Origin of the sequence: Emticicia sp. W12TSBA100-4 (genome assembly GCF_040253585.1) — a bacterium.
Classification (GTDB): domain Bacteria; phylum Bacteroidota; class Bacteroidia; order Cytophagales; family Spirosomataceae; genus Emticicia.
The window spans coordinates 414,351-435,520 of the sequence record NZ_JBELAU010000001.1; the positions used below are offsets into that span (position 1 = coordinate 414,351).

Below are 21,170 nucleotides of genomic sequence, written 5' to 3' on the forward strand. Positions count from 1 at the left end.
CATCGACCGTGGTCTATTTACTTTCTAAACATCTTCAATAATTTAGCAACTGCTGTGCTGATTTCTTTATCAGTATCCATCAAATCATTGACCGTCTGAATGGCATGAATAACCGTACTGTGGTCACGACCTCCAAAATGATAACCAATTGATTTCAACGAAAGATTTGTCAGTTCTTTAGCCAAATACATCGCTACTTGACGAGGCAACACGATTTCACGTAAACGACTTTTTCCTTTCAAATCTGCCGTACGAACTTTGTAATACTCTGTAATTGCTTCAATAATCGTATCAACTGTCACTTCACGCTCCGAATCTTTCACCAAATGGCGAAGCGTAGTTTTGGCCAATTCCAAATCAATCTCACGGCGAGTGAGCGAAGCTTGTGCTAAAAGCGAAATCATGACACCTTCCAGTTCACGAATGTTTGTATCAATACTATGAGCCAAATATTCGATTACTTCATAAGCAATTTCTATTCCTTCGGCTTGTACTTTTTTCTGAATGATCGCAATACGAGTTTCTAAATCAGGCGTTTGTAAATCTGCCGTCAGTCCCCACTTAAAACGTGATAAAAGTCGGTCTTCTACGCCTTCCAATTCTCTCGGTGGGCGGTCAGAAGTCATCACAATCTGACGACCCGACTGGTGAAGATGGTTAAATATATGGAAGAAAGTTTCCTGTGTTTTCTCTTTTCCTGCCAAAAACTGCACGTCATCAATTATCAAAATATCAATCTGCATATAGAAATTCATGAAATCTTGCAGACTATTATTTTTGATGGCATTGATAAACTGACTCGTAAATTTTTCGGACGAAACATATAGTACAAATTTTCCACCCGCTTTATTTTTCATAAAATTCCCGATGGCTTGCACCAAGTGGGTTTTTCCGAGTCCAACGCCACCATAAATCATCAACGGATTAAACGACGTAACCCCTGGTTTTGATGCAACTGCAAAACCCGCTGCTCTTGCCAAACGATTGCAATCTCCTTCCACAAAATTATCAAAAGTATAATTAGGATTGAGGTAAGAATCAAGGCTTAGCGAATCCAAATCCTTCATCTGAAAAGGATTTTTTACAACATCAGCATTATGATTATCGGGTTTGGCGTATTGTGGACTATGCACTGGAGGCATATTTACCGCGATTTGTGGCTCATTTTTCTGACGATTTCCGCTATCAACCACAATTGAGTATTCGAGCATTCCATCACGACCGATGGCATAATCCAAAGACTTTCTCAATAAATGTACATAGTTTTCTTCAAGCCACTCGTAGAAGAATTGGCTTGGCACTTGGATGGTCAGTTTTTTTCCTTCTAATTTAGCGGGTACAATCGGCTCGAACCAAGTTTTATAACTTTGCTCGGAGATGCTTTCCCGTATCATTTTAAGGCAATTTTGCCACACTATGTCCACCTCACGTTGCAATGTTATATTGGAGTTTTTTGGGGTTTCTAAAACGGTCATTTTTTCGTCAAAATCAAAAGGGTTGCAAAGATAACAAAAAAATCGACCTAACCGAGTGGTGAATTTTGAGATTTTTAAACTAATATCAAAGTATTTCCTAAACTAAATTTTACCAAATAAAATTTGTCTGATAAAAGTACAAAGCTTATTTTTACATTTGTCAGAGTACAACAATTATAATCTTAGAAAAATACAATTTCACTCATGGAACAAAAACTCTTCACCGAATTTCCAGAAATCACCAAGAACGACTGGATTGCCCAAGTAACGAAAGATTTAAAAGGAAAAAACTTCGATGATACGCTTGTTTGGCATTCGCTCGACAATTTCGACATCCAGCCTTACTATGCAAAAGAGGATTTAAGCGATTTACCACTTTCTGCAATTCAAGCTGCTCAGAAAAACAAGAAAACGGGTTCATGGCAAAATCGTCCTTCGGTAAAATATACAAACGAAAGAGAAACTAATTCTTTAATAATCAATTATTTGCAACGTGGTGCAGATGCGGTAAATATTGATTTTTTAAACAAAGACATCAATCAAGTCGATTTAGTAAAATTGCTTAATAATATTAAACTGAGCGATACGCCTATCTTTTTTACAACGCTTCAAGGCACAGAACTACTAACAAATCTTGCCAAGTTTGTTCATTATTTACCAAAAGGTGGCCTTCAAGTAGATGTGATTGCCAATTCTTTTAGCAAAACTTCTTCGGAAGGTGATAAACTTACTTGGGAATGTACAAAAAAAGTGATGATTGAAACAGAACAATTTCCTAACTTTCAAGCATTGATTGTTTCATCTCACGTATTTCATAATGCAGGAGCAAATGCGGTACAGGAATTGGCGTTTACGATAGCAGCTGCGGTAGAAAATTTAGATAAATTGACAGACCTTGGATTATCTGCCGAACAAGTCATTAATAAGTTAGAATTTTCGGTTTCGGTTGGAACTAACTACTTCGTTGAAATTGCTAAATTACGTGCTTTACGCTATTTATGGAGTAAAATACTTGAGTCTTATGATTGCCACTCTCTCATCATAAACTGTCAGATTCACTGCCAAACATCAAGTTTCTATGACTCAACTTTGAGCCCTTATACCAATATGTTACGAGCAACTACCGAAGCAATGTCGGCCGTGATGGGCGGTTGTGATGCTTTAACCGTGCTTGCGTATGATACAGTAATTGGAGAACAAAATTCCGAACTCGGCGAACGAATTGCTCGAAATGTGTCGATTTTGATGCGAGAAGAAGCTCATCTTGATAAAACTATAGACCCATCGGCTGGTTCGTACTACATTGAAAACCTTACAAATCAGCTATCAGTAGCTGCGTGGAAATTGTTTCAGCAAGTAGAGGGCTTGGGCGGAATTTCAGCGGCTTTTGAAAAAGGATTTATTAAGGATGAAATTAATCGATCTTTTGAAGCAAAAGTTAGAAATTTGCAAGATGGAAAAGTGATGGTTGGTGTAAATAAATTTAGAGTAGAACCCGAAAATGAATCAAAAGTTGTTAAAAATTCAACGGAAAGTGCTATTTACTTGGAAAATAGAAGACTTTCGGAGGTTTTTGAATAAAATATGTTTTGAAAACAATAACGTTGATAATTGTTTATTAATAATTGATATTTGGTACTTTGAGTTGAATTCTTGCTCGTAGGAACGTCCAATTTGGACGTTCTTGAAGAAAAATTTGGCTAATTTGAATCAGAATATAGTTTAAACTAAAGTGTAGAAACACTAATAATTGATTTGAAAATCCTTCTTGCTCCCGATAAATTCAGAGGTTCTTTAGATGCTCCACAGGTTTGCGAAGCCATGACTGAAGGTATTCGTATGGTTTCATCCGAAATCGAAGTGGTGAGTTTACCAATGGCTGATGGCGGAGAAGGTACGCTTGATTTACTACTTTGGTATTCGGGCGGGCAGAAACAAACTGCCAAAGTTCAAGACCCACTCGGAAGATTAATTGATGCCGAATACGGACTTTCGGCCGACGGAAAAACTGCTTTTATAGAAATGGCAACGGCTTCTGGTTTACGTTTGTTAAAATTAGAAGAACGTAATCCGTTGAAAACCAGTACATTTGGTACAGGAGAATTGATAAAGCTAGTTTTAGAAGCAGGCGTAGAAAACATTATACTTGGAATTGGCGGAAGTGCCACTACCGATGCCGGAATCGGTATGGCTGCTGCTCTCGGTTGGCAGTTTTTAGATGAAAATGGTAAAGAATTGAAACCAATAGGTGAAAATCTCATTAAAATTAAAGCAATAAAACCATCTTCATCTACCATTTACAATTCATCATTAAACATTAAAGTAGCTTGCGATGTAACCAATCCACTTTTCGGAGAAAATGGTGCGGCTTACGTTTACGGCCCACAAAAAGGAGCAGATAAGCAAGCTGTTGAACAATTAGATAAAGGTTTAAAGAACATTGCCAAAATTTTTGAACAAGATTTCGGAAAAGACTACGCACAAATCGCAGGAACTGGAGCAGCAGGGGGCTTGGGTTTCGGTGCAATGGCTTTTATCAATGCGGAATTGAAAGAAGGTGTGAAGCTTTTGATGGACTTCTGTAATTTTGATAAAAACTTGAAAGACGTAAACCTAATCATTACAGGAGAAGGAAAAATTGATAACCAAACCTTGCAAGGAAAACTCATAAAAGGTATAACTGACCGAGCAACTCACGCCAAAATTCCGATTGCTGCCATCTGTGGAACGCTCGATGTTTCGCCACAGGATCTACAAGAAATAGGTATAAATTATGCTACTTCAATCTTAAATAGTCCTATGAATTTAGAAGACGCACTAAAATATGGTTACGAAGGCGTGCGAAATGCTACTTTTTATTTGGTAAATTTGTGGCACAATTCTAATGATTGAATGATAGAGTTTTGAATGATTGAATAAAACGCATGAAATTTATTGCTGTTTTCCGAAAACACTTACTCATTCACTCATTGAAGCATTCATTCAGTAATTTCTATGAAAATAACAGGTTTTACAATTATCCGTAATGCTATCAAGTACGATTATCCAGTTGTAGAGGCAATTACTTCGATTTTGCCAGTTTGTGATGAATTTGTGGTTGCCGTTGGAAACTCAGAAGATGGAACCTTGGATTTGATAAAATCCATCAAATCAGACAAAATCCGTATTATTGAAACTATCTGGGATGATTCATTGCGAAAAGATGGAAGAGTTCTGGCTATCGAAACTGATAAAGCATTGGCAGCTGTGAGTGATGATACAACTTGGGCGTTTTATATTCAAAGCGATGAAATTGTACATGAAAAATATCATCAAGCTATCAAAGATGCCGTGTTGGCGTACAAAGACGATGTTTCGGTAGAAGGTTTATTATTTAAATACACGCATTTTTATGGTTCCTATAAATATGTAGCAGATTCAAGAAAATGGTATCGAAATGAAATCAGAATTATTCGCCACACAAAAAAAGTTGCGTCTTACCGAGATGCACAAGGCTTCCGAAAAAAAGATAATACAAAACTGAAAGTAAAAGCGATTGATGCCTATATTTATCATTACGGTTGGGTAAAACCACCTATAAAAATGACCGAAAAAGTGCGTGGGTTATCATATTTTTGGCACACAGACCAAGAACTTGACGAACAGCAACCTGCCAACGAAGCATTCGATTATTCAGGCATTGATTCACTCACACTTTTTGAGGGAACACATCCAAAAGTTATACAACCACGCATTGAACACATGAATTGGGCTTTTGATTTTGATATTCAGCAAAAAAAATATTCCCTAAAAAATCGTATTTTAATGCAGTTTGAAAAACTAACAGGCTGGCGGATAGGAGAGTATAAAAACTATAACAGGATTTAAAAGATTTTAAGACAGACAGGATTACTTTAGTTCTTTCTGTAAATCAAGTTTCTAACTTGATTCTTTTTTAAGAAAACAATGCAAGAATCACCTAAAGACAAACAAAACTGGGTCGTTTTTACCCAAATTGGTCTCCAAATGGCATTGACGATTGGTTTGGGTACTTGGGCGGGCTATTGGATTGATGGAAAAATGACCTATAAAAATCCAATTGCTACACTTGTGCTGTCACTACTTTCGATAGGTACAGCTCTATACAATGTAATCAGGCAACTTCCTAAAAATTAAACAACTCATAATGCTACGTACTATCATCTTTACTTTCTTTTTTATAATTGTATTTTTTTTAGCCAAATATTTTGCACTCGATACTTTCTTGCATCCTAAAAGGTGGTTAATACTTGGTTTTTTTGTAGGTTTCTCGTTTTTAATGCATCGGCTAATTGAGATGGGTTTACAAGGAAAAGATAAAAATATCATCATCTTTTACCTTTCAGCTACGGTTTTGCGTCTCATTCTTAGTTTGGCTTTCATAGGTTTTGAGCTTTATAGAGGTCTTCAACAGCAAGAATTATTTATTTTAAACTTTTTTGTACTATATTTATTTTATACAGTGTTTGAGATTTGGAATTTAAGTAGTAACTTGCGGCAAAATTCAGGAAAGTGATGAATTCACTATTAATTGACCGAATAATTACAGAAAATATGTTGCGTAAGATTACAACAAAACTCCTACTCGTTCTTTCATTGTCGTTATTTTCGATAAGTTTCGTATCTGCTCAGGAAGGTCACGAAGCTAATCATGAGAACCACGAAGCTACGTCTCACGAAGAAGAAAAATTTGACATCGGTCAAATGATTATGCACCACATTGCTGATTCTCACGAATGGGAATTTGCTCACGGTCTTACATTACCATTGCCAGTTATTTTATACACCAAACAATATGGTCTTGAAGTTTTTTCTTCAAAAAGATTTGCCGAAGGACACGGCGTTTATAATGGTTATATCAATAACCACGAGCATATTCATCGCCTAAATCCACAAGGTGGACTTGACGAAGAAGTTCACGTTTGGGATTTGTCAATTACAAAAAATGTTGCTTCAATGATATTAAGTGCAATTATCTTAATCACTTTGATGTCAACAGTTGCTAAAAGTTTTGCTCAAAATCGTGGAAAAGCACCAAAGGGTATCCAATCTTTCCTTGAACCAATTATTATTTATATCCGCGATGAGGTTGTTAAACCAAATATCGGCCCTAAATACGAAAAATATCTTCCTTATTTGTTGACTCTATTTTTCTTTATCCTTATCAACAATTTATTGGGTCTTGTACCAGGTGGTGCTAACCTCACAGGAAATATCAGTATTACGCTTTTCTTGGCTGTAATTACATTCTTTATTACACACGCAAACGCTAACAAACATTATTGGTTACACTTGGTTAAACCAGAAGGTGTGCCAGTTGCGATGTTACCTTTGATGTGGGTTGTTGAAATTGCGGGTGTTTTCATGAAGCCAATGTCATTGACAATTCGTCTATTTGCTAACATCACCGCAGGGCACATTATCATTTTAAGTTTACTTGGTTTGATATTTATTTTCAAAAGTGTTGCTGTGGGTGGTATCGTAACTATGTTTACATTGTTTATGAATACCATTGAGCTAATGGTTGCATTCTTACAAGCATTTATCTTTACATTGCTTTCATCAATGTATATTGGTAGTGCTATCGAAGAACACCATGATGTGGACCACGGACATTGATTTTTTGTCCACAGTCGATAGTCTGAAGTCCACAAATAAAACTTACTATCGACTATCGTCAGTGGACGCTTTACTATTTCGCATTTTTTGTTTCACTATATAAATTTTTTTAACATGTCTTTTTTACAAGTTCTTTTACAAGCTGCCACTGATGGCGGACGTGGTCTTGCTGTTATGGGTGCTGCTGCTGGTGCAGGTCTTGCTGCTATCGGTGCAGGTCTTGGTTTAGGTAAAATTGGTAGCAGTGCATTAGAAGGTGTTGCTCGTCAACCTGAGGCTGCTAACAAAATCCAAACAATGATGATTATCATTGCTGCCCTTGTAGAAGCCGTTGCGTTATTTGCAGCTGTAATCTGTTTGTTGATTTCTTTCAAATTAGCGTAAGAATCAACCAAGCGGTATTAACCGCAAACATTTTTAGATTGAAAACCTGCTCCGCTCGCATTAGGCGTCGGTGCAGGTTTCAAACTTTGCCCTTAACAAATTTGCTTAAATAAAGAATTTGAAAACTCGTAAAATTCTACAAATTTCATTTGAAAACTGGCTAATTAGTGCCGTTTTTTAGTAGAACAAAAGACCGAGTTTCATCAATTAGTTTAAAAATATTATTAATTTTTATAATTTTATAATAAAATGGAATTGCTAACCCCTGCCATTGGCCTTTTATTCTGGATGGCATTAGTTTTCGGAATCTTAGTATTCGTTTTGAAGAAATTTGCTTGGAAACCAATCTTATCATCTTTGAAAGAACGTGAGGATTCAATTGAGTCGGCTCTTCGAATGGCTGAGGAAACACGTGCTGAAATGGCTAAATTGAAAGCTGATAACGATAAAATCTTAGCTGAAGCTCGTGCTGAACGTGACAACGTTATTCGTCTTGGTAAAGATGCTGCTGATAAATTAATTGCTGAAGCGAAAGAACGAGCTGTCATTGAAGGAAATAAAATCATTGCTGATGCTCGTGAGGCTATTCAACAAGAGAAAGTTGCGATGATTGCTCAAATGAAGAAAGATATGGCAAGTTTCTCAATTGAAATTGCTGAAAAGGTAATTCGTAGAGAGTTGTCTGATAAAACTTCACAAGAAGCATTAGTGTCAACTTTGATTGCTGATGCAAACCTTAACTAATTAGTCAGCTTTTAGTTCAATTAGTAGCTTTATTTGCATACATTGCTTTATCTTCTGAGATATTCAATATTTTGCGAAGTAAATGCAATGAACTGCAAAAATTATTACACAAAATTTGTTTTATTGAAACACTCGGTTGTACTTTTGTTTAGAAATAAGCTATAAAGCACCCGAGAATTCGCTCAAAATACAATGGCAGACTCAATAGTTGCTTATAGATATGCTAAATCGTTATTCGATTTGGCAACAGAGAAAAATGTCGTTAATGAAGTTAATGACGATATGACTTTGTTTAAAACAGTATGTGACGAAAATCGTCAGTTTTTAGTGGTAATGGGCAATCCAATTGTACGTCACCACACAAAATTAGGAATTTTGAAAAAAACTTTCGAAAAAAACGTTCACCCTGTGACTTTTTCAATTTTCAACGTCTTAACTAAGAAGAACAGAGAAAATCTGATTTATTCGATAGCAGAGGAGTTTGATAAATTGTATAACCAACAAAAGGGAATACAGAAAGTAACGGTAACAACTGTTACGGCGTTGACAGATGCTCAAAGAACTGAATTTACTAAAATCGTTAGTGATGCAACTGGCAAGAAAGTTGTATTGGAAGAGAAAGTAAACGAAAACCTTATCGGAGGTTATATCTTGAGTGTAGGCGATACACAAATTGATACTTCGGTTAGAAAGAGATTAAATGAGTTGAAACTATCATTAGCGTAAACTCTTTAGCGAGAAAGCTCGCATATAAAAAGTATTAGTTTTCATGGCTATAAAGTTGAGAAATCCCCCGCCCTTTAGGTGGGGTTTTTTCTTATATATGGGATTGGTTTCTGTGAGACAATCGTAAAAATTACAATAGCCTATGAACGTTTTGGGAAAATGAAAGATTCAGAGATAACTATTGTATAAATTATACTATCAGAGAAAGAAGTACATAAATAGATAACGTTTTCTATATTCTTAGAGTAGAAGAAATAATAAAGATTCCTCCCTATTGCCTGTTTTAAGGTACTTTTTACTTATAATATCACACTTTTTACTTATTTTCATGTAAAGGCCTACACGAATGGGTAATATCATATAATTTTAATGTTTGCTGAATATCAATAGATTGAATATCAGTGACACGACTTCTTTAAAATTATTTAAATTCAAAGACGAAAGGTAGCCGTGTAAATCAGTTTAACCATATTTAATTTGCTCGAAATGAAATTAGATCTTAGCTTTTTACATAATAAATTCGGAATCATCTTTGAAGTTGGTCTTTTAAAAGAAATTATTGAGTTCGGCACTTATATGGAAGTTGAAGAAGGTTTTACTTTGATGCGTCCAGGTGGATTTATTCGTTCGGTGCCAATAATTTTGAATGGTTCAGTAAAAATTGTGCGTTCGGATGCCGATGGCCGTGAAGCTCTGCTTTACTATTTAGGCGAAAAAGATTCCTGTGCGATGTCGCTTACTTGTTGCTTAAATAGCCGTAAAAGCGAAATTACGGCTATAACCGACTCTCCAACGCAATTAATTCAAGTGCCAGTTCATAAAATAGAAGAATGGATGACCAAATATTCATCTTGGAAAGAATACGTTTTTATGACTTACCAAAAGCGTTTCGATGATTTACTGGCCGCCATTGACCAAATTGCATTTTTTAAACTTGATGAACGTCTGATTGCTTTACTAAAGAAAAAATCGGTTCAATGTGGATGTTCGGTTTTTAATGTTACTCACGAAGAACTGGGTAACGAACTGGCCACTTCAAGAGAAGTTATCTCCCGATTACTCAAGCAACTCGAACGCCTCGGCAGAGTAAAACTTTCAAGAAATAAAATTGAATTGCTCGATGTAGCCTTGAAATAAAATTCAAGGCTTTTTTTAAGGTTTCAAAAAATTGATAAAAATCATAATTTTTTGGCTATGTAACAATTATCACGGAATACCGATTTCGCTCCCGATACTTTTGTAGTGTTATTTACGCAAACATTATAAAAGAAAATGAATTCAACAGAAATAGTAGGCTTCAGTGCTTCAGTGTTAATCGGGGTTAGTTTGGGTTTGATTGGCGGTGGTGGTAGTATTCTAACTTTACCCGTAATGGTTTATTTACTTCATATTAGTCCAGTTACTTCTACGGCTTACTCTTTATTTGTGGTTGGTACAACTTCATTAGTTGGTTCCGCAAGCTTTATGCAAAAGAAACTCGTCAACTACCGAGCGGCTCTTGTTTTTGCCATTCCATCTTTTACAACAGTTTTTCTTACTCGCAAATATTTAGTTCCTGCCATTCCCGACCCATTGATGAGCTTTTCAGGTTTTGATGTTTCAAAAAATGTGGGCATCATGGTGTTTTTTGCTCTTATAATGTTGGCGGCCTCTTATTCGATGATAAAAAATAAAAAAGAAGAAAAAGACGAAAATACGGGCGAGTTGAAATTCAATTATCCAATGATTGCCCTCGAAGGTGCGTTGGTCGGAATGCTCACGGGAATCGTAGGTGCTGGTGGCGGATTTCTGATTATTCCCGCACTCGTACTTTTTGCTCGATTACCAATGAAAATGGCCGTCGGAACTTCACTATTGATTATTGCCGCCAAATCTCTCATCGGATTTTTAGGCGATTTATCGAATTTGACTGTCGATTGGGCTTTCTTATTGCCTTTTACTGCACTTTCAGTCGGAGGAATTTTCGTTGGAACATATCTTTCTAAGTTTATTTCAGGCGAAAAACTCAAAAAATCATTCGGTTGGTTTGTGTTAGTTATGGGAATTTACATCATCACGAAAGAAGTTTTCTTTAAAGCCTAAAAAATCGTGGCTTTGTAATAAATGTCACAGTAAACGTTTTTCAAACAATCTAATTTTGAATCAAATCTAAAACTTAATAAAACTATGTTTTTTCAACATGTATATGATAAATCTTTAGCTCAAGCGAGCTACTTTATAGGTTGCCAAAAGGCAGGAATCGCTATCGTAATCGACCCAAAAAGAGATATTGACACGTATCTCGAAATTGCGAAGCAAAATAATATGAAAATTACACACGTAACCGAAACGCACATTCATGCAGATTTCCTTTCGGGTGCGAGAGAATTGGCAGCCGTTACTGGTGCAACAATGTATCTTTCTGACGAAGGTGGCGAAGGTTGGGAATATGAATTTGAACACGTTGGTCTGAAAAATGGCAGCATAATTACTGTCGGAAATCTGACTCTCGAAGTTTTACACACACCAGGCCACACGCCAGAAAGTATCAGCTTTTTATTGACCGACAAGCCAGCAAGTTTAGAACCAGTGATGTTGTTTACAGGTGATTTCGTTTTTGTTGGAGACATCGGTCGCCCCGATTTATTAGAAAAAGCAGCGGGTGTAGTAGGAACAAAAGAAGCAGGTGCATTAGAAATGTATAAATCGGTGCAACGTTTCAATGCTTTGCCTGACTATTTACAAGTTTGGCCTGGTCACGGTGCAGGTTCAGCTTGCGGAAAAGCGTTGGGTGCAGTACCAAGCTCAACGGTAGGTTACGAAAAAATCAGAAACTGGGCTTTTCAGTACGAAGACGATAAAAATGGTTTTGTGCAATATTTGTTGGCCGACCAACCAGAGCCACCAAAATATTTTGCCATGATGAAACACTTAAACAAAGTGAATCGTCCGTTATTGACCGAAGTTCCGTCGCAAAAGAAACTTTCGGGTGAAGAAGTAAAAGCAGCAATGGCGAAAGGTATTAAACTAATTGATACTCGCAATAAAGTTGATTTTGCGGCAGGATATGTGCCAGAAAGCATTAATATTCAAGGAAACAACGCTTTTGCAACTTGGATGGGCTGGTTTTTGAATTACGAAGAACAATTTATGTTGGTGGCAACAGATGCCCAAATAGAAGACCTTACTCGTAAATTAATGCGTATTGGTTTAGATAATGTTTTGGGTTATATATCAAACGTAAATTCGTTAGGAATTGAATTGAAACAAAGCGATGTAATCGGAATCGACGAGTTTAAAACCTATTTAGACCGTGAAGATACCCAAATCATCGACCTCAGAGGTGTTGCCGAATTTAATACGGGCCACATAGCTGGTGCTGATAATATTTTTGTCGGAACGATTCTACAAAACCTTGATAAAGTAAGCAAAGACAAACAAATTGTTATTCACTGTCAAGGGGGAGATAGAGCGGCAATCGGTCACTCGGTTTTAGAAAAAGCAGGTTTCCAAAATATCAAAAACTATTCGGCAGGAATGAACGAATGGGTAAACAAAGGCAATCCGATTGAAACAACAGTTGTTGAAGCGGCAGTTTGTTAAACTCAACTTATAACCTTTTTAAACCCCAAGCATAGTATGTTTTGGGGTTTGTTTCTTTAAGAGATATTCTCATATTTCTTAATCAAGTGTAACATTTATCACGTTACTTCTTGTTGCAAAATCAGACATTTGTCATAGAAATTATTTACAACACAAAAGCACGAAGACCATGTTAGATTTTTTTAAAACCAAGAAAAGTTACGAAAACGTAAAAGCTGCTGATTTCAGACAACTCATTGCCAACACACCAAACGCTGTTATTTTGGATGTTAGAACGCTTGCCGAACATAAACAAGGCGGCATTGATGGTGCAATAAATATTGATATTATGGGAAGTGGTTTTACGCAAAAAGTAGCTGCTTTGGACAAAGACAAAACTTATTTTGTGTATTGCCGAAGCGGAAATCGTAGCGGGAGTGCCTGCGAAATGATGAGCAAAGATGGCTTCAAAAATCTTTATAATCTTACGGGTGGCATGATGCACTGGCCATATTAAAATTAGTGCATAAATAACTTTAATCTTCAAAAACAATGACAACAATACTCAAAAACTGGGATTTCATGCGACTACTTCGCTTAGGAATCGGACTTTGGCTTGGCTATGCTGCCATTACCGAACACCAAGCTATCATCGGAGTAATGGCTGGGTTGTTTCTTCTTCAAGCCATGATGAATATTGGCTGTGGAAGCAATGGCTGTAATGTGCCTTACCGTAACTCAAATCAGAAAGTTGAAGATATTAGTTTTGAAGAAATAGAATAAAAACCTCTAAGAAAATGGAAACGAGCGAAAAAAGACAAACTTTTGCCGACATCATCAATAGCGAAACGCCCGTTTTGGTCGATTTTTTTGCTGAATGGTGCGGCCCTTGTAAGATGATGACCCCAATTTTGCAAGACTTTGCGGCAGATATGGGTGAGCGAGTGCGAGTTCTCAAAGTTGACGTAGATAAAAATGCAGCGGTGGCACAAGTCTATCGCATTCAGGGAGTGCCTACTTTAATATTATTTCAGAAAGGTGAAACCAAATGGAGACAATCGGGCGTTGTACAAAAAAGACAGTTAGAACAGATAATTAATCAATTTGGTGGCTAAATGAAAGGTTTTTGGAGTGTTTTTCTATAATAAAATCGGCTTCCCAAAAGTCAACAATTTCGTTCTCTAAAAAGCACTCAAAAACAAATATTTTATGTGGGAAAAGGTAATTTTCGGCATCGTTTTACTTCATCTGCTTGCTGGTTTTGGGTGGGTAATTTATAAGATGGAATTTCGGAAGAAAAAACCAGATTGATTCAACTAAGCATTTCTTATCGTGAAACTCTCAGCAAAATTAGTTGTTGAGAGTTTTTATTTCTTTTATGTAACATCCATCACAGACTTTCAATCTTCAATGCCGTTGTTTTGTATCAGTAATTTTAAAGCTATTTCAAAACTGCTCTAAAATATTAATCAAAGCACCATGGAAAAGTACATTGAAACCATTGTAGGTAGTTATACAGGATATTTTAATTACCTGCTTTCTGAAATTTTAAACCCCTCGTGGCACAATTATTTTTATTGGCTTTTGGGACTTTCGTTGGCCGTTTGGACGCTTGAAATCGTGTTTCCGTGGCGTAAAAATCAAGGAGCAATTCGCCACGATTTTTGGGTCGATGTGTTTTATATGTTCTTTAATTTTTTCCTGTTTTCGCTCATTGCTTACAATGCTATTTCAAATGTGGCGGTGCAGGCCTTCAACGATTTCTTAGGGATTTTCGGCATAAAAAACTTGGTAGCCCTCAATGTGGCAAGTTGGCCAGCTTGGTTACAATTACTTACTCTGTTTTTAGTACGTGATTTCGTTCAATGGAATGTCCACCGTTTGCTGCACAAAGTGCCGTGGATGTGGGAAGTACACAAAGTTCATCATAGCATCGAAGAAATGGGTTTTGCTGGTCATCTTCGCTACCATTGGATGGAAAATATCATTTACAGAACCTTAGAATACATTCCTTTGGCCATGATTGGCTTCGGAATACAAGATTTTTTCATCGTTCATATTGTCACTTTGGCGGTCGGACATCTCAATCACGCAAACATTTATTTGCCTTTGGGACCTTTGAAATACATTTTTAACAGTCCACAAATGCACCTTTGGCATCACGCTGAAGAGCTACCAAAAGAGCGAATGAATGGCGTAAATTTTGGCATTACCCTCAGCATTTGGGATTATATTTTTGGACTAAACTATGTGCCAAAAGAAGACGAAACCATCAAATTGGGCTTCGATAATATGGCCAAATTTCCCAAAACTTTTTGGTCGCAACTAACATATTCTTTCTGGAAAAAATAAAATTAAGGTAGAATAAACATTAGGAACAACAAGTCTTATTATTAGGCTTGTTGCTTTTTTATATTCGTTTTATACTATTATTTCTGTGTTTGTGACAAATATCACATAAGGACAATGATATTACTCATAATTTTGTAGTAAATTATCGAAGCTATCTTATGGCAAAATCAGATTCAACCAAAGCTGCAAAACAATTAACTTCTATTTTAGGCTTTTTGAGTGGCTTATTGCTACTGACTATGTTTTTAATTCTCGGGTTTGTCTATGTAAATCTTTTTGGTGTACCTGGCTCAACGACTTCCGAAGAAACTTCTGAGAAAAAAGAAGTCGTAAAAATCGACACCAATTTTGTGCAAGTCTGGACAGCTCCAGCCGAGTGGAGAATTATGAAACTCGAACCCAAAGAGCAAAAACTGGTCAAATACGGTAAAGAACTCATAGCTCATACTTCCGAATATTTAGGACCAAAAGGTAGCATAAAACAGATTTCAAATGGTATGAATTGCCAAAATTGCCATTTGAATGCTGGTACTCAACCGTGGGGAAATAATTACTTTGCTGTTGAAGCCAATTATCCCAAATTTAGGGAGCGTTCGGGGGCAGTCGAAAATCAAGTAAAACGAGTAAATGATTGTTTTGAGCGAAGTCTAAACGGGAAAGCTCTTGATTCGAGTAGCCGAGAAATGAAAGCGATTTTGGCTTATATCAAATGGGTTGGCTCAGATGTACCAAAGAAAACAACACCTCGTGGAGCTGGAATTTTTAAAGTAAAAGGTTTAAAACACCCAACTGACCCCGAAAAAGGACGAGTAGTTTACGAACAAAAGTGTCAATCATGCCACCAAGCAAATGGCGAAGGCTTAATGGCCGAAAATGGGAAAAGCTACACTTATCCGCCACTTTGGGGCAAAAATAGCTATAATAACGGGGCGGGCTTGTATAGAATTTCCAATTTTGCGGGTTACGTAAAATACAATATGCCACTCGGTGCAACCTACGAACGCCCACAACTGACTGACGAAGAAGCGTGGGATATTGCCGCTTTTGTAAACTCTCAACCTCGCCCAGCCAAAGATTTAAGCAAAGACTGGCCAAATATTGCAGGCAAACCTTTCGACCATCCTTTTGGCCCTTATGCCGACCCATTCTCTGAACAACAACATAAATACGGCCCTTATAAGCCAATCAAAGAATGGAAAGAATCCCACAAAAAATCATCAAATTCAAAATAAGCTGAGGATTATTACTTTATTTAAGAAAACGGTATATCGTTAATAATCAGCATTTTATATGTAAAGTCATTCTTAATTTTTAATTCTCAATTCTTAATTGTGCTTTAGCACTATTCAACCTTAAATACTGTATTAATGAAAGCCTTCAATTTGTTATTATTCGCATTTTTAATCATTGCATCTACCGAAGTTTTTGCCCAAAAGCACAAGAAAAACAAAGAACACCAAGTAGTTTTTCACCTTTCTACACCCGATACCGTTGCTTATCGTGCCTTGACCAAACAGCTATCGAATGTGCTGTCGGTCTGGCCAACTGCCAAAATCGAAGTAGTAATCCATAACAAAGGTTTGGGAATGGTGCTAAAAGGCAAAAGCCAATTTGAACCCGAAATCAATAATCTCATCGGACAAGGCGTGTCGTTTGTTGTTTGTGAAAACTCTCTGAAACAACAAAAACTGACCAAAGAACAAATTTTCTCGAAAGCTGGATTTGTGCCAGCGGGTTTGGTCGAAATCATCGAAAAGCAAGAACAAGGTTGGTCATATATTAAAGCAGGATTTTAAATAATTTCAAAGATGCAATCAAGACGAAAATTTTTACAATCGGGGCTTTTGGCCACTGCTGCGGTAGGCGTTTCAACTCCAAGTGCTTTAATGGCCAACAATGAAACTACGGTTTCGGCAAAAAATAATAATGAAACAGCCAAAAATGGCTCAATAACGTTTTTGCAAACAACCGATGTGCATTGTCAGCTTCACGCTCACGATGAGCTTTTTTGGGAAAACAATCAGCTCACTTTTCGTAAAACTGGCGGTTATGCTCATTTGGCAACTGCTTTGGATGTTTTGAAGAAAGAAAATCCCGAAAATACAATTACTGTTGACACGGGCGATATGTTTCAGGGCAGTATGCTTTCGGTAAAAACCACTGGACAAGCCTTCGTGCCTTTGCTCAATGCCCTCAATTATGATATGTATCTGCCAGGAAACTGGGAAGTAGTTTACTACAAAAAAAATATGCAGAAACTCATGGGCGGCTTGCTCGCTCCGAAAGTTTGTGCCAATATGTACCACGATTTAGGCGATGGAAAGAAAGGTGAATTGATTTTCCAACCTTATCAAATTGTGCATCGTTTGGGCGTAAAAATTGGCATTTTGGGCTATACCGACCCACTCGTACCGCTTCGCCAATCGCCACTTTATAGTAAGGGAATTATTTACACAAAACCCGAAGAAAATCTCAAACAATATGTTGAACTTTTGAAGGAACAAGAACAATGTGATTTCGTCATTATTCTTTCTCACCTCGGACTTTCACAACAAATTGCTCTCGGAAATCACCCCGATTGCAAAGGTGTTGATTATATTTTCGGAGCAGATACACACGAACGAGTACGAAAACCAATCCAAGCCGAATACTCAAAAATCGTTGAACCTGGGGCTTTTGGTTCATTCGTTGGAAGACTCGATTTAAAAGTAGAAAATGGCAAAATTACGGGTGAAAAATATCAACTCATCGAGGTAAATCCACAGAAATTTCCAGCAAAAAAGGAAGTTTTAGAAATTATTGAGCAAATAGAAAAGCCTTATAAAGAAGAAATTAACAAGGTTTTAGGATATAGCACCGTACCACTTTACCGAAATTTTGTGGTAGAAAACACCATTGATACGATGATTGTTGACGCCCTAAAATGGAAAGTTAATGCCGATATTGTGCTATCGAATGGTTTTCGTTTCTGCCCGCCTCGCACGGCTGGAAAAGATGGCAAAGTAGCCATTACTGAAGGTTATTTATACGATATGCTTCCTGTTGATTCTACCATCAGAACCGCCAAAGCCACTGGTCAACAAATCATGGATTGGCTCGAAAAAGAGCTACAAAATGTATTTGCTCAAGATGCTTCCAAACGTTTTGGCGGTTGGCTGATACGCTTCAAAGGTATGCAGGTTGAGTTTAAGGCTTTTGAAAGAGTCGGGCATCGGGTACAAAAAGTAACGATTGCTGGCCAGCCGCTCGATGTAACCAATAGTTATACCCTATGTGCCTGCGAACGTGATGGCGACCCAGATGATATGCTTTGCCGCATGAAAGGAGTAAAAGAAGGCACAAATACTGCCTTTACGCTACACAGCATGATGAAGGAATATTTACAAAAATTTTCACCCGTAACACCAACATTAAGGCACGATGCTAAAATTTTAGATGCTCCGCAAGATTTATTAAGTCAAGTTTCAGGCATTGATTACCAATTTGTATAAAAGTTTTTTCGAGTACAACAACCTTTGATTTATGTTTGTGAAAGAGATGTTGCCGCAATGGAACGTCTCTTTTTTTTCTTAGTGACTAAGTGGTAAAAAAACTTCAATGTAACATTTGTCACGGATTTCGCATCTTTCAACGGATACTTTTGTAGCATAAAGTATCAATTTATGAGAAGAGTCAATTTACAATATGTTGTTTGGTCATTTTTTCTGTCGTTTAGCTTCGCAAATGCACAAGGCATTCATGCTCACCTCGAAGCAGAAAAAGATACCAATTCATTAAGCCATTTTTTTGAAAGAGGTCGCTTTTATGGTCATGCTCGTTCTTATATGTCAGGCACAATCAATCAAGATGATTTGTCTGATTATTATGCTTGGGGTATGGGGGCAGGAATTGGTTATGAAACTCCGAAATTTTTCAAACACTTTCAGATTGGATTGAGTGGCTTTTTTATGTTTAATCTAAAATCATCTGATTTAAGTAAAGCTGACCCAAAAACTAACCAAGTAAATCGATATGAAATAGGTTTATTCGACATCGAACGCCCCGACGACCACGAAGATTTAGACCGACTCGAAGAATTATTCGTCAAAACTCATTTTGGTAAGAAATCAACTTTAACAATTGGTCGCCAAATTCCACAAACGCCATTTATCAATCCACAAGATGGGCGAATGCGTCCAACGTTGGTCGAAGCAGCCGTTTTAGAAATAAAAGAATTAAACAATCTGAATCTTCACGGCGAATATATTTGGCGAATTTCACCACGTTCAACCGTTCGATGGTTTGAAACGGGCGAAAGCATGGGTATTTATCCAGTTGGGGTTGATATTTCTGGAAAACCGTCACAGTATAAGAATAATGTAGAGTCGGCAGGTGTCGGAATTGTTGGAGCAGTTTACCAAAAGAAACAATGGAATATTCAACTTTGGGATACTTACATTGCTAATGTTTTGAACACCGTTCAAGTAAAAGCAGAGTGGAAATCGAAGCCAAATGCTGGCAAAAACTGGATTTTTGGCGGACAATATATCCAACAAAATGCCGTAGGAAATGGCGGAAACGAAGACCCAACGAAGGCATACACGCAAAAAAATAGTAGCTCAAATGTATTTTCTGGGCGTTTGGGGCAGCAATTAATCAAATTTGATTGGTTTCTAAGTGGTACTCGAATCACGGCCAAAGGTCGTTATCTGATGCCACGAGAGTGGGGACGTGAAACGTTTTATACGTTTATGCCTCGTGAACGAAACGAAGGTTTTGGCGATGTAACGGCCGTAACGCTGAACACTTTTTTCAAACCTGAAAAACACATCAAAATAGAATTGAGCGGCGGCTATTTTCAGCTTCCTGATGTGAAAAACTTTGCTTTAAACAAATACGGCGTACCTACTTATTCACAAATAAATTTGGGTTTGACTTATCAATTTGACCATTATTTGAAAGGACTCAACGCTCTACTTTTAGTGGTTCGTAAAGATGATATTGGCGAAACTTACCAAAACGACCGCTTCGTATTCAATAAAGTAAACATGACTCACTTAAACTTAATTATCAATTTTCATTATTAACAAAAACGCATGAACCAATTATTTGATTTTATTCTTCAGCCTTGGCCTTGGTATGTTGCAGGCCCACTTATCGGACTTACCGTTCCAACTCTTTTACTGATTGGCAATAAATCTTTCGGTATTTCATCATCGCTTCGCCACGTTTGTGCGGCGTGTTTTCCTGCCGATATTCCTTTCTTTAAATATGACTGGAAAAAAGAAATTTGGAATTTGATTTTTGTATTGGGTGTTTTTTTTGGTGGAATCATCGCTAGCAATTTCTTAGAAAATCCAAACGATTTTGTTCTTTCAGAAGCCACAATCAATGATTTAAAAGCCCTTGGCATCAAAGATTTTGCAGGTTTAATGCCCGCTGATTTATTTTCAGTTGAAACCTTATTTTCAGTAAAAGGACTCATTTTCTTTGTTGTTGGTGGCTTTTTAGTGGGTTTTGGTACTCGTTATGCAGGCGGCTGTACTTCGGGTCATGCCATCATGGGGCTATCAAACTTACAAGTTCCATCGTTAATTGCTACTTGTTGCTTCATGGTTGGCGGCTTCACGATGACGCACCTAATTATGCCAATCATTTTTAAATTATTCTAATATTCTAAGCTAATAAATTCGATGAAAAATATTCAGAAAATTCAAGATACCGCTGTTGTTGAGCCATTTGTTTGTGAAGCTCCGAACGACATGAAAAAAGCCGAAAGCTGGACAGACAACATAAAATATTTGATTGTAGGAATCTTATTCGGAATTGTGTTTGTGAAAGCTGAAATCATTTCATGGTTTCGTATCCAAGAAATGTTTCGTTTGCAGAGTTTCCACATGTATGGCGTAATTGGTAGTGCCGTGGTTGTGGGAATGATTTCAGTTTTTTTAATCAAGAAATTTAATATCAAAACAATCGCTGGTGAGACCGTCGATTTTCATCCTAAGAAATTCCAAAAAGGTCAAGTTTACGGTGGTTTGCTATTTGGTTTAGGTTGGGCAATCACAGGAGCTTGCCCGGGTCCACTTTTTGCCCAAATTGGTAGCGGTTATGTGGTTGTAATCGTAACGCTTTTTAGTGCAGTTGCAGGTACTTGGACGTATGGTTTATTGAAAGATAAGTTGCCGAACTGATTAATATAATCACCTGATTATAAATAAAATATCAGAAAATAAGCCAGTAAAAGCTATAGTACTTTTGCTGGCTTTCTTGTTTTTAGTACAATTCAATCATCAAGCTTAGAGTCAAGCT

22 protein-coding genes are annotated in these 21,170 nt (G+C 37.1%); 21 read left to right on the forward strand and 1 reads right to left on the reverse strand.

Features of this window, described 5'->3' with window-relative positions:
• Nucleotides 1–17: 17 nt before the first annotated feature.
• The gene (gene dnaA, locus ABR854_RS01885; RefSeq protein ID WP_502881171.1) at nt 18–1,475 is read right to left on the reverse strand and encodes a chromosomal replication initiator protein DnaA; all 1,458 of its coding nucleotides are present in this window, start codon (nt 1,473–1,475) and stop codon (nt 18–20) included.
• A 204-nt stretch (nt 1,476–1,679) separates the two neighbouring features.
• On the opposite strand from dnaA, the gene ABR854_RS01890 reads away from it, so the two are divergent.
• The 21 genes from ABR854_RS01890 to ABR854_RS01990 all read left to right on the forward strand — a co-directional run bounded on the left by ABR854_RS01890 (nt 1,680) and on the right by ABR854_RS01990 (nt 21,052).
• Entirely contained in the window at nt 1,680–3,056 is a 1,377-nt protein-coding gene (locus ABR854_RS01890; protein ID WP_350263646.1) for a methylmalonyl-CoA mutase subunit beta, read from the forward strand.
• A gap of 174 nt (nt 3,057–3,230) precedes the next feature.
• A complete protein-coding gene (locus ABR854_RS01895) occupies nt 3,231–4,367 on the forward strand; it encodes a glycerate kinase (protein WP_350263647.1) in 1,137 nt (378 codons plus the stop codon).
• A 102-nt stretch (nt 4,368–4,469) separates the two neighbouring features.
• Entirely contained in the window at nt 4,470–5,342 is an 873-nt protein-coding gene (locus ABR854_RS01900; protein WP_350263648.1) for a glycosyltransferase family protein, read from the forward strand.
• Between the two features lie 78 nt (nt 5,343–5,420).
• Complete coding sequence (locus ABR854_RS01905) at nt 5,421–5,630, forward strand: AtpZ/AtpI family protein (protein ID WP_350263649.1); 210 nt, start codon at nt 5,421–5,423, stop codon at nt 5,628–5,630.
• A 417-nt stretch (nt 5,631–6,047) separates the two neighbouring features.
• On the forward strand, nt 6,048–7,112 hold the full coding sequence (gene atpB, locus ABR854_RS01910; protein WP_350263718.1) for a F0F1 ATP synthase subunit A: 1,065 nt from the start codon (nt 6,048–6,050) through the stop codon (nt 7,110–7,112).
• Nucleotides 7,113–7,226: 114 nt separating this feature from the next.
• The gene (gene atpE / locus ABR854_RS01915; RefSeq protein WP_350263650.1) at nt 7,227–7,496 is read left to right on the forward strand and encodes an ATP synthase F0 subunit C; all 270 of its coding nucleotides are present in this window, start codon (nt 7,227–7,229) and stop codon (nt 7,494–7,496) included.
• A gap of 249 nt (nt 7,497–7,745) precedes the next feature.
• Nucleotides 7,746–8,240, forward strand: a complete 495-nt coding sequence (gene atpF / locus ABR854_RS01920) for a F0F1 ATP synthase subunit B (protein ID WP_350263651.1) — start codon at nt 7,746–7,748, stop codon at nt 8,238–8,240.
• Nucleotides 8,241–8,432: 192 nt separating this feature from the next.
• Nucleotides 8,433–8,966 carry an ATP synthase F1 subunit delta gene (atpH, locus tag ABR854_RS01925; RefSeq protein ID WP_350263652.1) on the forward strand — a complete coding sequence of 178 codons (534 nt, stop codon included), beginning with the start codon at nt 8,433–8,435 and terminating at the stop codon, nt 8,964–8,966.
• Nucleotides 8,967–9,452: 486 nt separating this feature from the next.
• Nucleotides 9,453–10,103 (forward strand): Crp/Fnr family transcriptional regulator, encoded by a 651-nt coding sequence (locus ABR854_RS01930; protein ID WP_350263653.1) that lies wholly within the window; start codon nt 9,453–9,455, stop codon nt 10,101–10,103.
• A gap of 135 nt (nt 10,104–10,238) precedes the next feature.
• Entirely contained in the window at nt 10,239–11,048 is an 810-nt protein-coding gene (locus ABR854_RS01935; protein WP_350263654.1) for a sulfite exporter TauE/SafE family protein, read from the forward strand.
• 84 nt (nt 11,049–11,132) lie between these two features.
• A complete protein-coding gene (locus ABR854_RS01940; RefSeq protein WP_350263655.1) occupies nt 11,133–12,548 on the forward strand; it encodes an MBL fold metallo-hydrolase in 1,416 nt (471 codons plus the stop codon).
• Nucleotides 12,549–12,717: 169 nt separating this feature from the next.
• A complete protein-coding gene (locus ABR854_RS01945) occupies nt 12,718–13,044 on the forward strand; it encodes a rhodanese-like domain-containing protein (protein ID WP_350263656.1) in 327 nt (108 codons plus the stop codon).
• A 35-nt stretch (nt 13,045–13,079) separates the two neighbouring features.
• Nucleotides 13,080–13,310 carry a hypothetical protein gene (locus ABR854_RS01950; protein ID WP_350263657.1) on the forward strand — a complete coding sequence of 77 codons (231 nt, stop codon included), beginning with the start codon at nt 13,080–13,082 and terminating at the stop codon, nt 13,308–13,310.
• Nucleotides 13,307–13,642 (forward strand): thioredoxin, encoded by a 336-nt coding sequence (trxA, locus tag ABR854_RS01955; RefSeq protein WP_350263719.1) that lies wholly within the window; start codon nt 13,307–13,309, stop codon nt 13,640–13,642. Before ABR854_RS01950 ends, trxA begins: the two co-directional genes overlap by 4 nt.
• Nucleotides 13,643–14,006: 364 nt before the next feature.
• The gene (locus ABR854_RS01960) at nt 14,007–14,879 is read left to right on the forward strand and encodes a sterol desaturase family protein (RefSeq protein ID WP_350263658.1); all 873 of its coding nucleotides are present in this window, start codon (nt 14,007–14,009) and stop codon (nt 14,877–14,879) included.
• A gap of 158 nt (nt 14,880–15,037) precedes the next feature.
• Nucleotides 15,038–16,111 (forward strand): c-type cytochrome, encoded by a 1,074-nt coding sequence (locus ABR854_RS01965; RefSeq protein ID WP_350263659.1) that lies wholly within the window; start codon nt 15,038–15,040, stop codon nt 16,109–16,111.
• 135 nt (nt 16,112–16,246) lie between these two features.
• Nucleotides 16,247–16,675, forward strand: coding sequence for a DsrE family protein (locus tag ABR854_RS01970; protein WP_350263660.1), 429 nt, complete (start codon nt 16,247–16,249; stop codon nt 16,673–16,675).
• A 12-nt stretch (nt 16,676–16,687) separates the two neighbouring features.
• Nucleotides 16,688–18,370 (forward strand): bifunctional metallophosphatase/5'-nucleotidase, encoded by a 1,683-nt coding sequence (locus tag ABR854_RS01975; protein ID WP_350263661.1) that lies wholly within the window; start codon nt 16,688–16,690, stop codon nt 18,368–18,370.
• Between the two features lie 171 nt (nt 18,371–18,541).
• Complete coding sequence (locus tag ABR854_RS01980) at nt 18,542–19,945, forward strand: OprD family outer membrane porin (RefSeq protein ID WP_350263662.1); 1,404 nt, start codon at nt 18,542–18,544, stop codon at nt 19,943–19,945.
• A 9-nt stretch (nt 19,946–19,954) separates the two neighbouring features.
• On the forward strand, nt 19,955–20,530 hold the full coding sequence (locus tag ABR854_RS01985) for a YeeE/YedE family protein (protein ID WP_350263663.1): 576 nt from the start codon (nt 19,955–19,957) through the stop codon (nt 20,528–20,530).
• A gap of 21 nt (nt 20,531–20,551) precedes the next feature.
• On the forward strand, nt 20,552–21,052 hold the full coding sequence (locus ABR854_RS01990) for a DUF6691 family protein (protein ID WP_350263664.1): 501 nt from the start codon (nt 20,552–20,554) through the stop codon (nt 21,050–21,052).
• Nucleotides 21,053–21,170: the final 118 nt, after the last annotated feature.

Excerpts from the sequence above, each read along its gene's own strand:
- dnaA (WP_502881171.1), bottom strand. The coding sequence starts at position 1,475 with ATGACCGTTTTAGAAACCCCAAAAAACTCCAATATAACATTGCAACGT.
- ABR854_RS01890 (WP_350263646.1), top strand. The coding sequence starts at position 1,680 with ATGGAACAAAAACTCTTCACCGAATTTCCAGAAATCACCAAGAACGAC.
- ABR854_RS01900 (WP_350263648.1), top strand. The coding sequence starts at position 4,470 with ATGAAAATAACAGGTTTTACAATTATCCGTAATGCTATCAAGTACGAT.
- ABR854_RS01905 (WP_350263649.1), top strand. The coding sequence starts at position 5,421 with ATGCAAGAATCACCTAAAGACAAACAAAACTGGGTCGTTTTTACCCAA.
- atpB (WP_350263718.1), top strand. The coding sequence starts at position 6,048 with ATGTTGCGTAAGATTACAACAAAACTCCTACTCGTTCTTTCATTGTCG.
- atpE (WP_350263650.1), top strand. The coding sequence starts at position 7,227 with ATGTCTTTTTTACAAGTTCTTTTACAAGCTGCCACTGATGGCGGACGT.
- atpF (WP_350263651.1), top strand. The coding sequence starts at position 7,746 with ATGGAATTGCTAACCCCTGCCATTGGCCTTTTATTCTGGATGGCATTA.
- atpH (WP_350263652.1), top strand. The coding sequence starts at position 8,433 with ATGGCAGACTCAATAGTTGCTTATAGATATGCTAAATCGTTATTCGAT.
- ABR854_RS01930 (WP_350263653.1), top strand. The coding sequence starts at position 9,453 with ATGAAATTAGATCTTAGCTTTTTACATAATAAATTCGGAATCATCTTT.
- ABR854_RS01935 (WP_350263654.1), top strand. The coding sequence starts at position 10,239 with ATGAATTCAACAGAAATAGTAGGCTTCAGTGCTTCAGTGTTAATCGGG.
- ABR854_RS01940 (WP_350263655.1), top strand. The coding sequence starts at position 11,133 with ATGTTTTTTCAACATGTATATGATAAATCTTTAGCTCAAGCGAGCTAC.
- ABR854_RS01945 (WP_350263656.1), top strand. The coding sequence starts at position 12,718 with ATGTTAGATTTTTTTAAAACCAAGAAAAGTTACGAAAACGTAAAAGCT.
- ABR854_RS01950 (WP_350263657.1), top strand. The coding sequence starts at position 13,080 with ATGACAACAATACTCAAAAACTGGGATTTCATGCGACTACTTCGCTTA.
- ABR854_RS01960 (WP_350263658.1), top strand. The coding sequence starts at position 14,007 with ATGGAAAAGTACATTGAAACCATTGTAGGTAGTTATACAGGATATTTT.
- ABR854_RS01965 (WP_350263659.1), top strand. The coding sequence starts at position 15,038 with ATGGCAAAATCAGATTCAACCAAAGCTGCAAAACAATTAACTTCTATT.
- ABR854_RS01970 (WP_350263660.1), top strand. The coding sequence starts at position 16,247 with ATGAAAGCCTTCAATTTGTTATTATTCGCATTTTTAATCATTGCATCT.
- ABR854_RS01975 (WP_350263661.1), top strand. The coding sequence starts at position 16,688 with ATGCAATCAAGACGAAAATTTTTACAATCGGGGCTTTTGGCCACTGCT.
- ABR854_RS01980 (WP_350263662.1), top strand. The coding sequence starts at position 18,542 with ATGAGAAGAGTCAATTTACAATATGTTGTTTGGTCATTTTTTCTGTCG.
- ABR854_RS01985 (WP_350263663.1), top strand. The coding sequence starts at position 19,955 with ATGAACCAATTATTTGATTTTATTCTTCAGCCTTGGCCTTGGTATGTT.
- ABR854_RS01990 (WP_350263664.1), top strand. The coding sequence starts at position 20,552 with ATGAAAAATATTCAGAAAATTCAAGATACCGCTGTTGTTGAGCCATTT.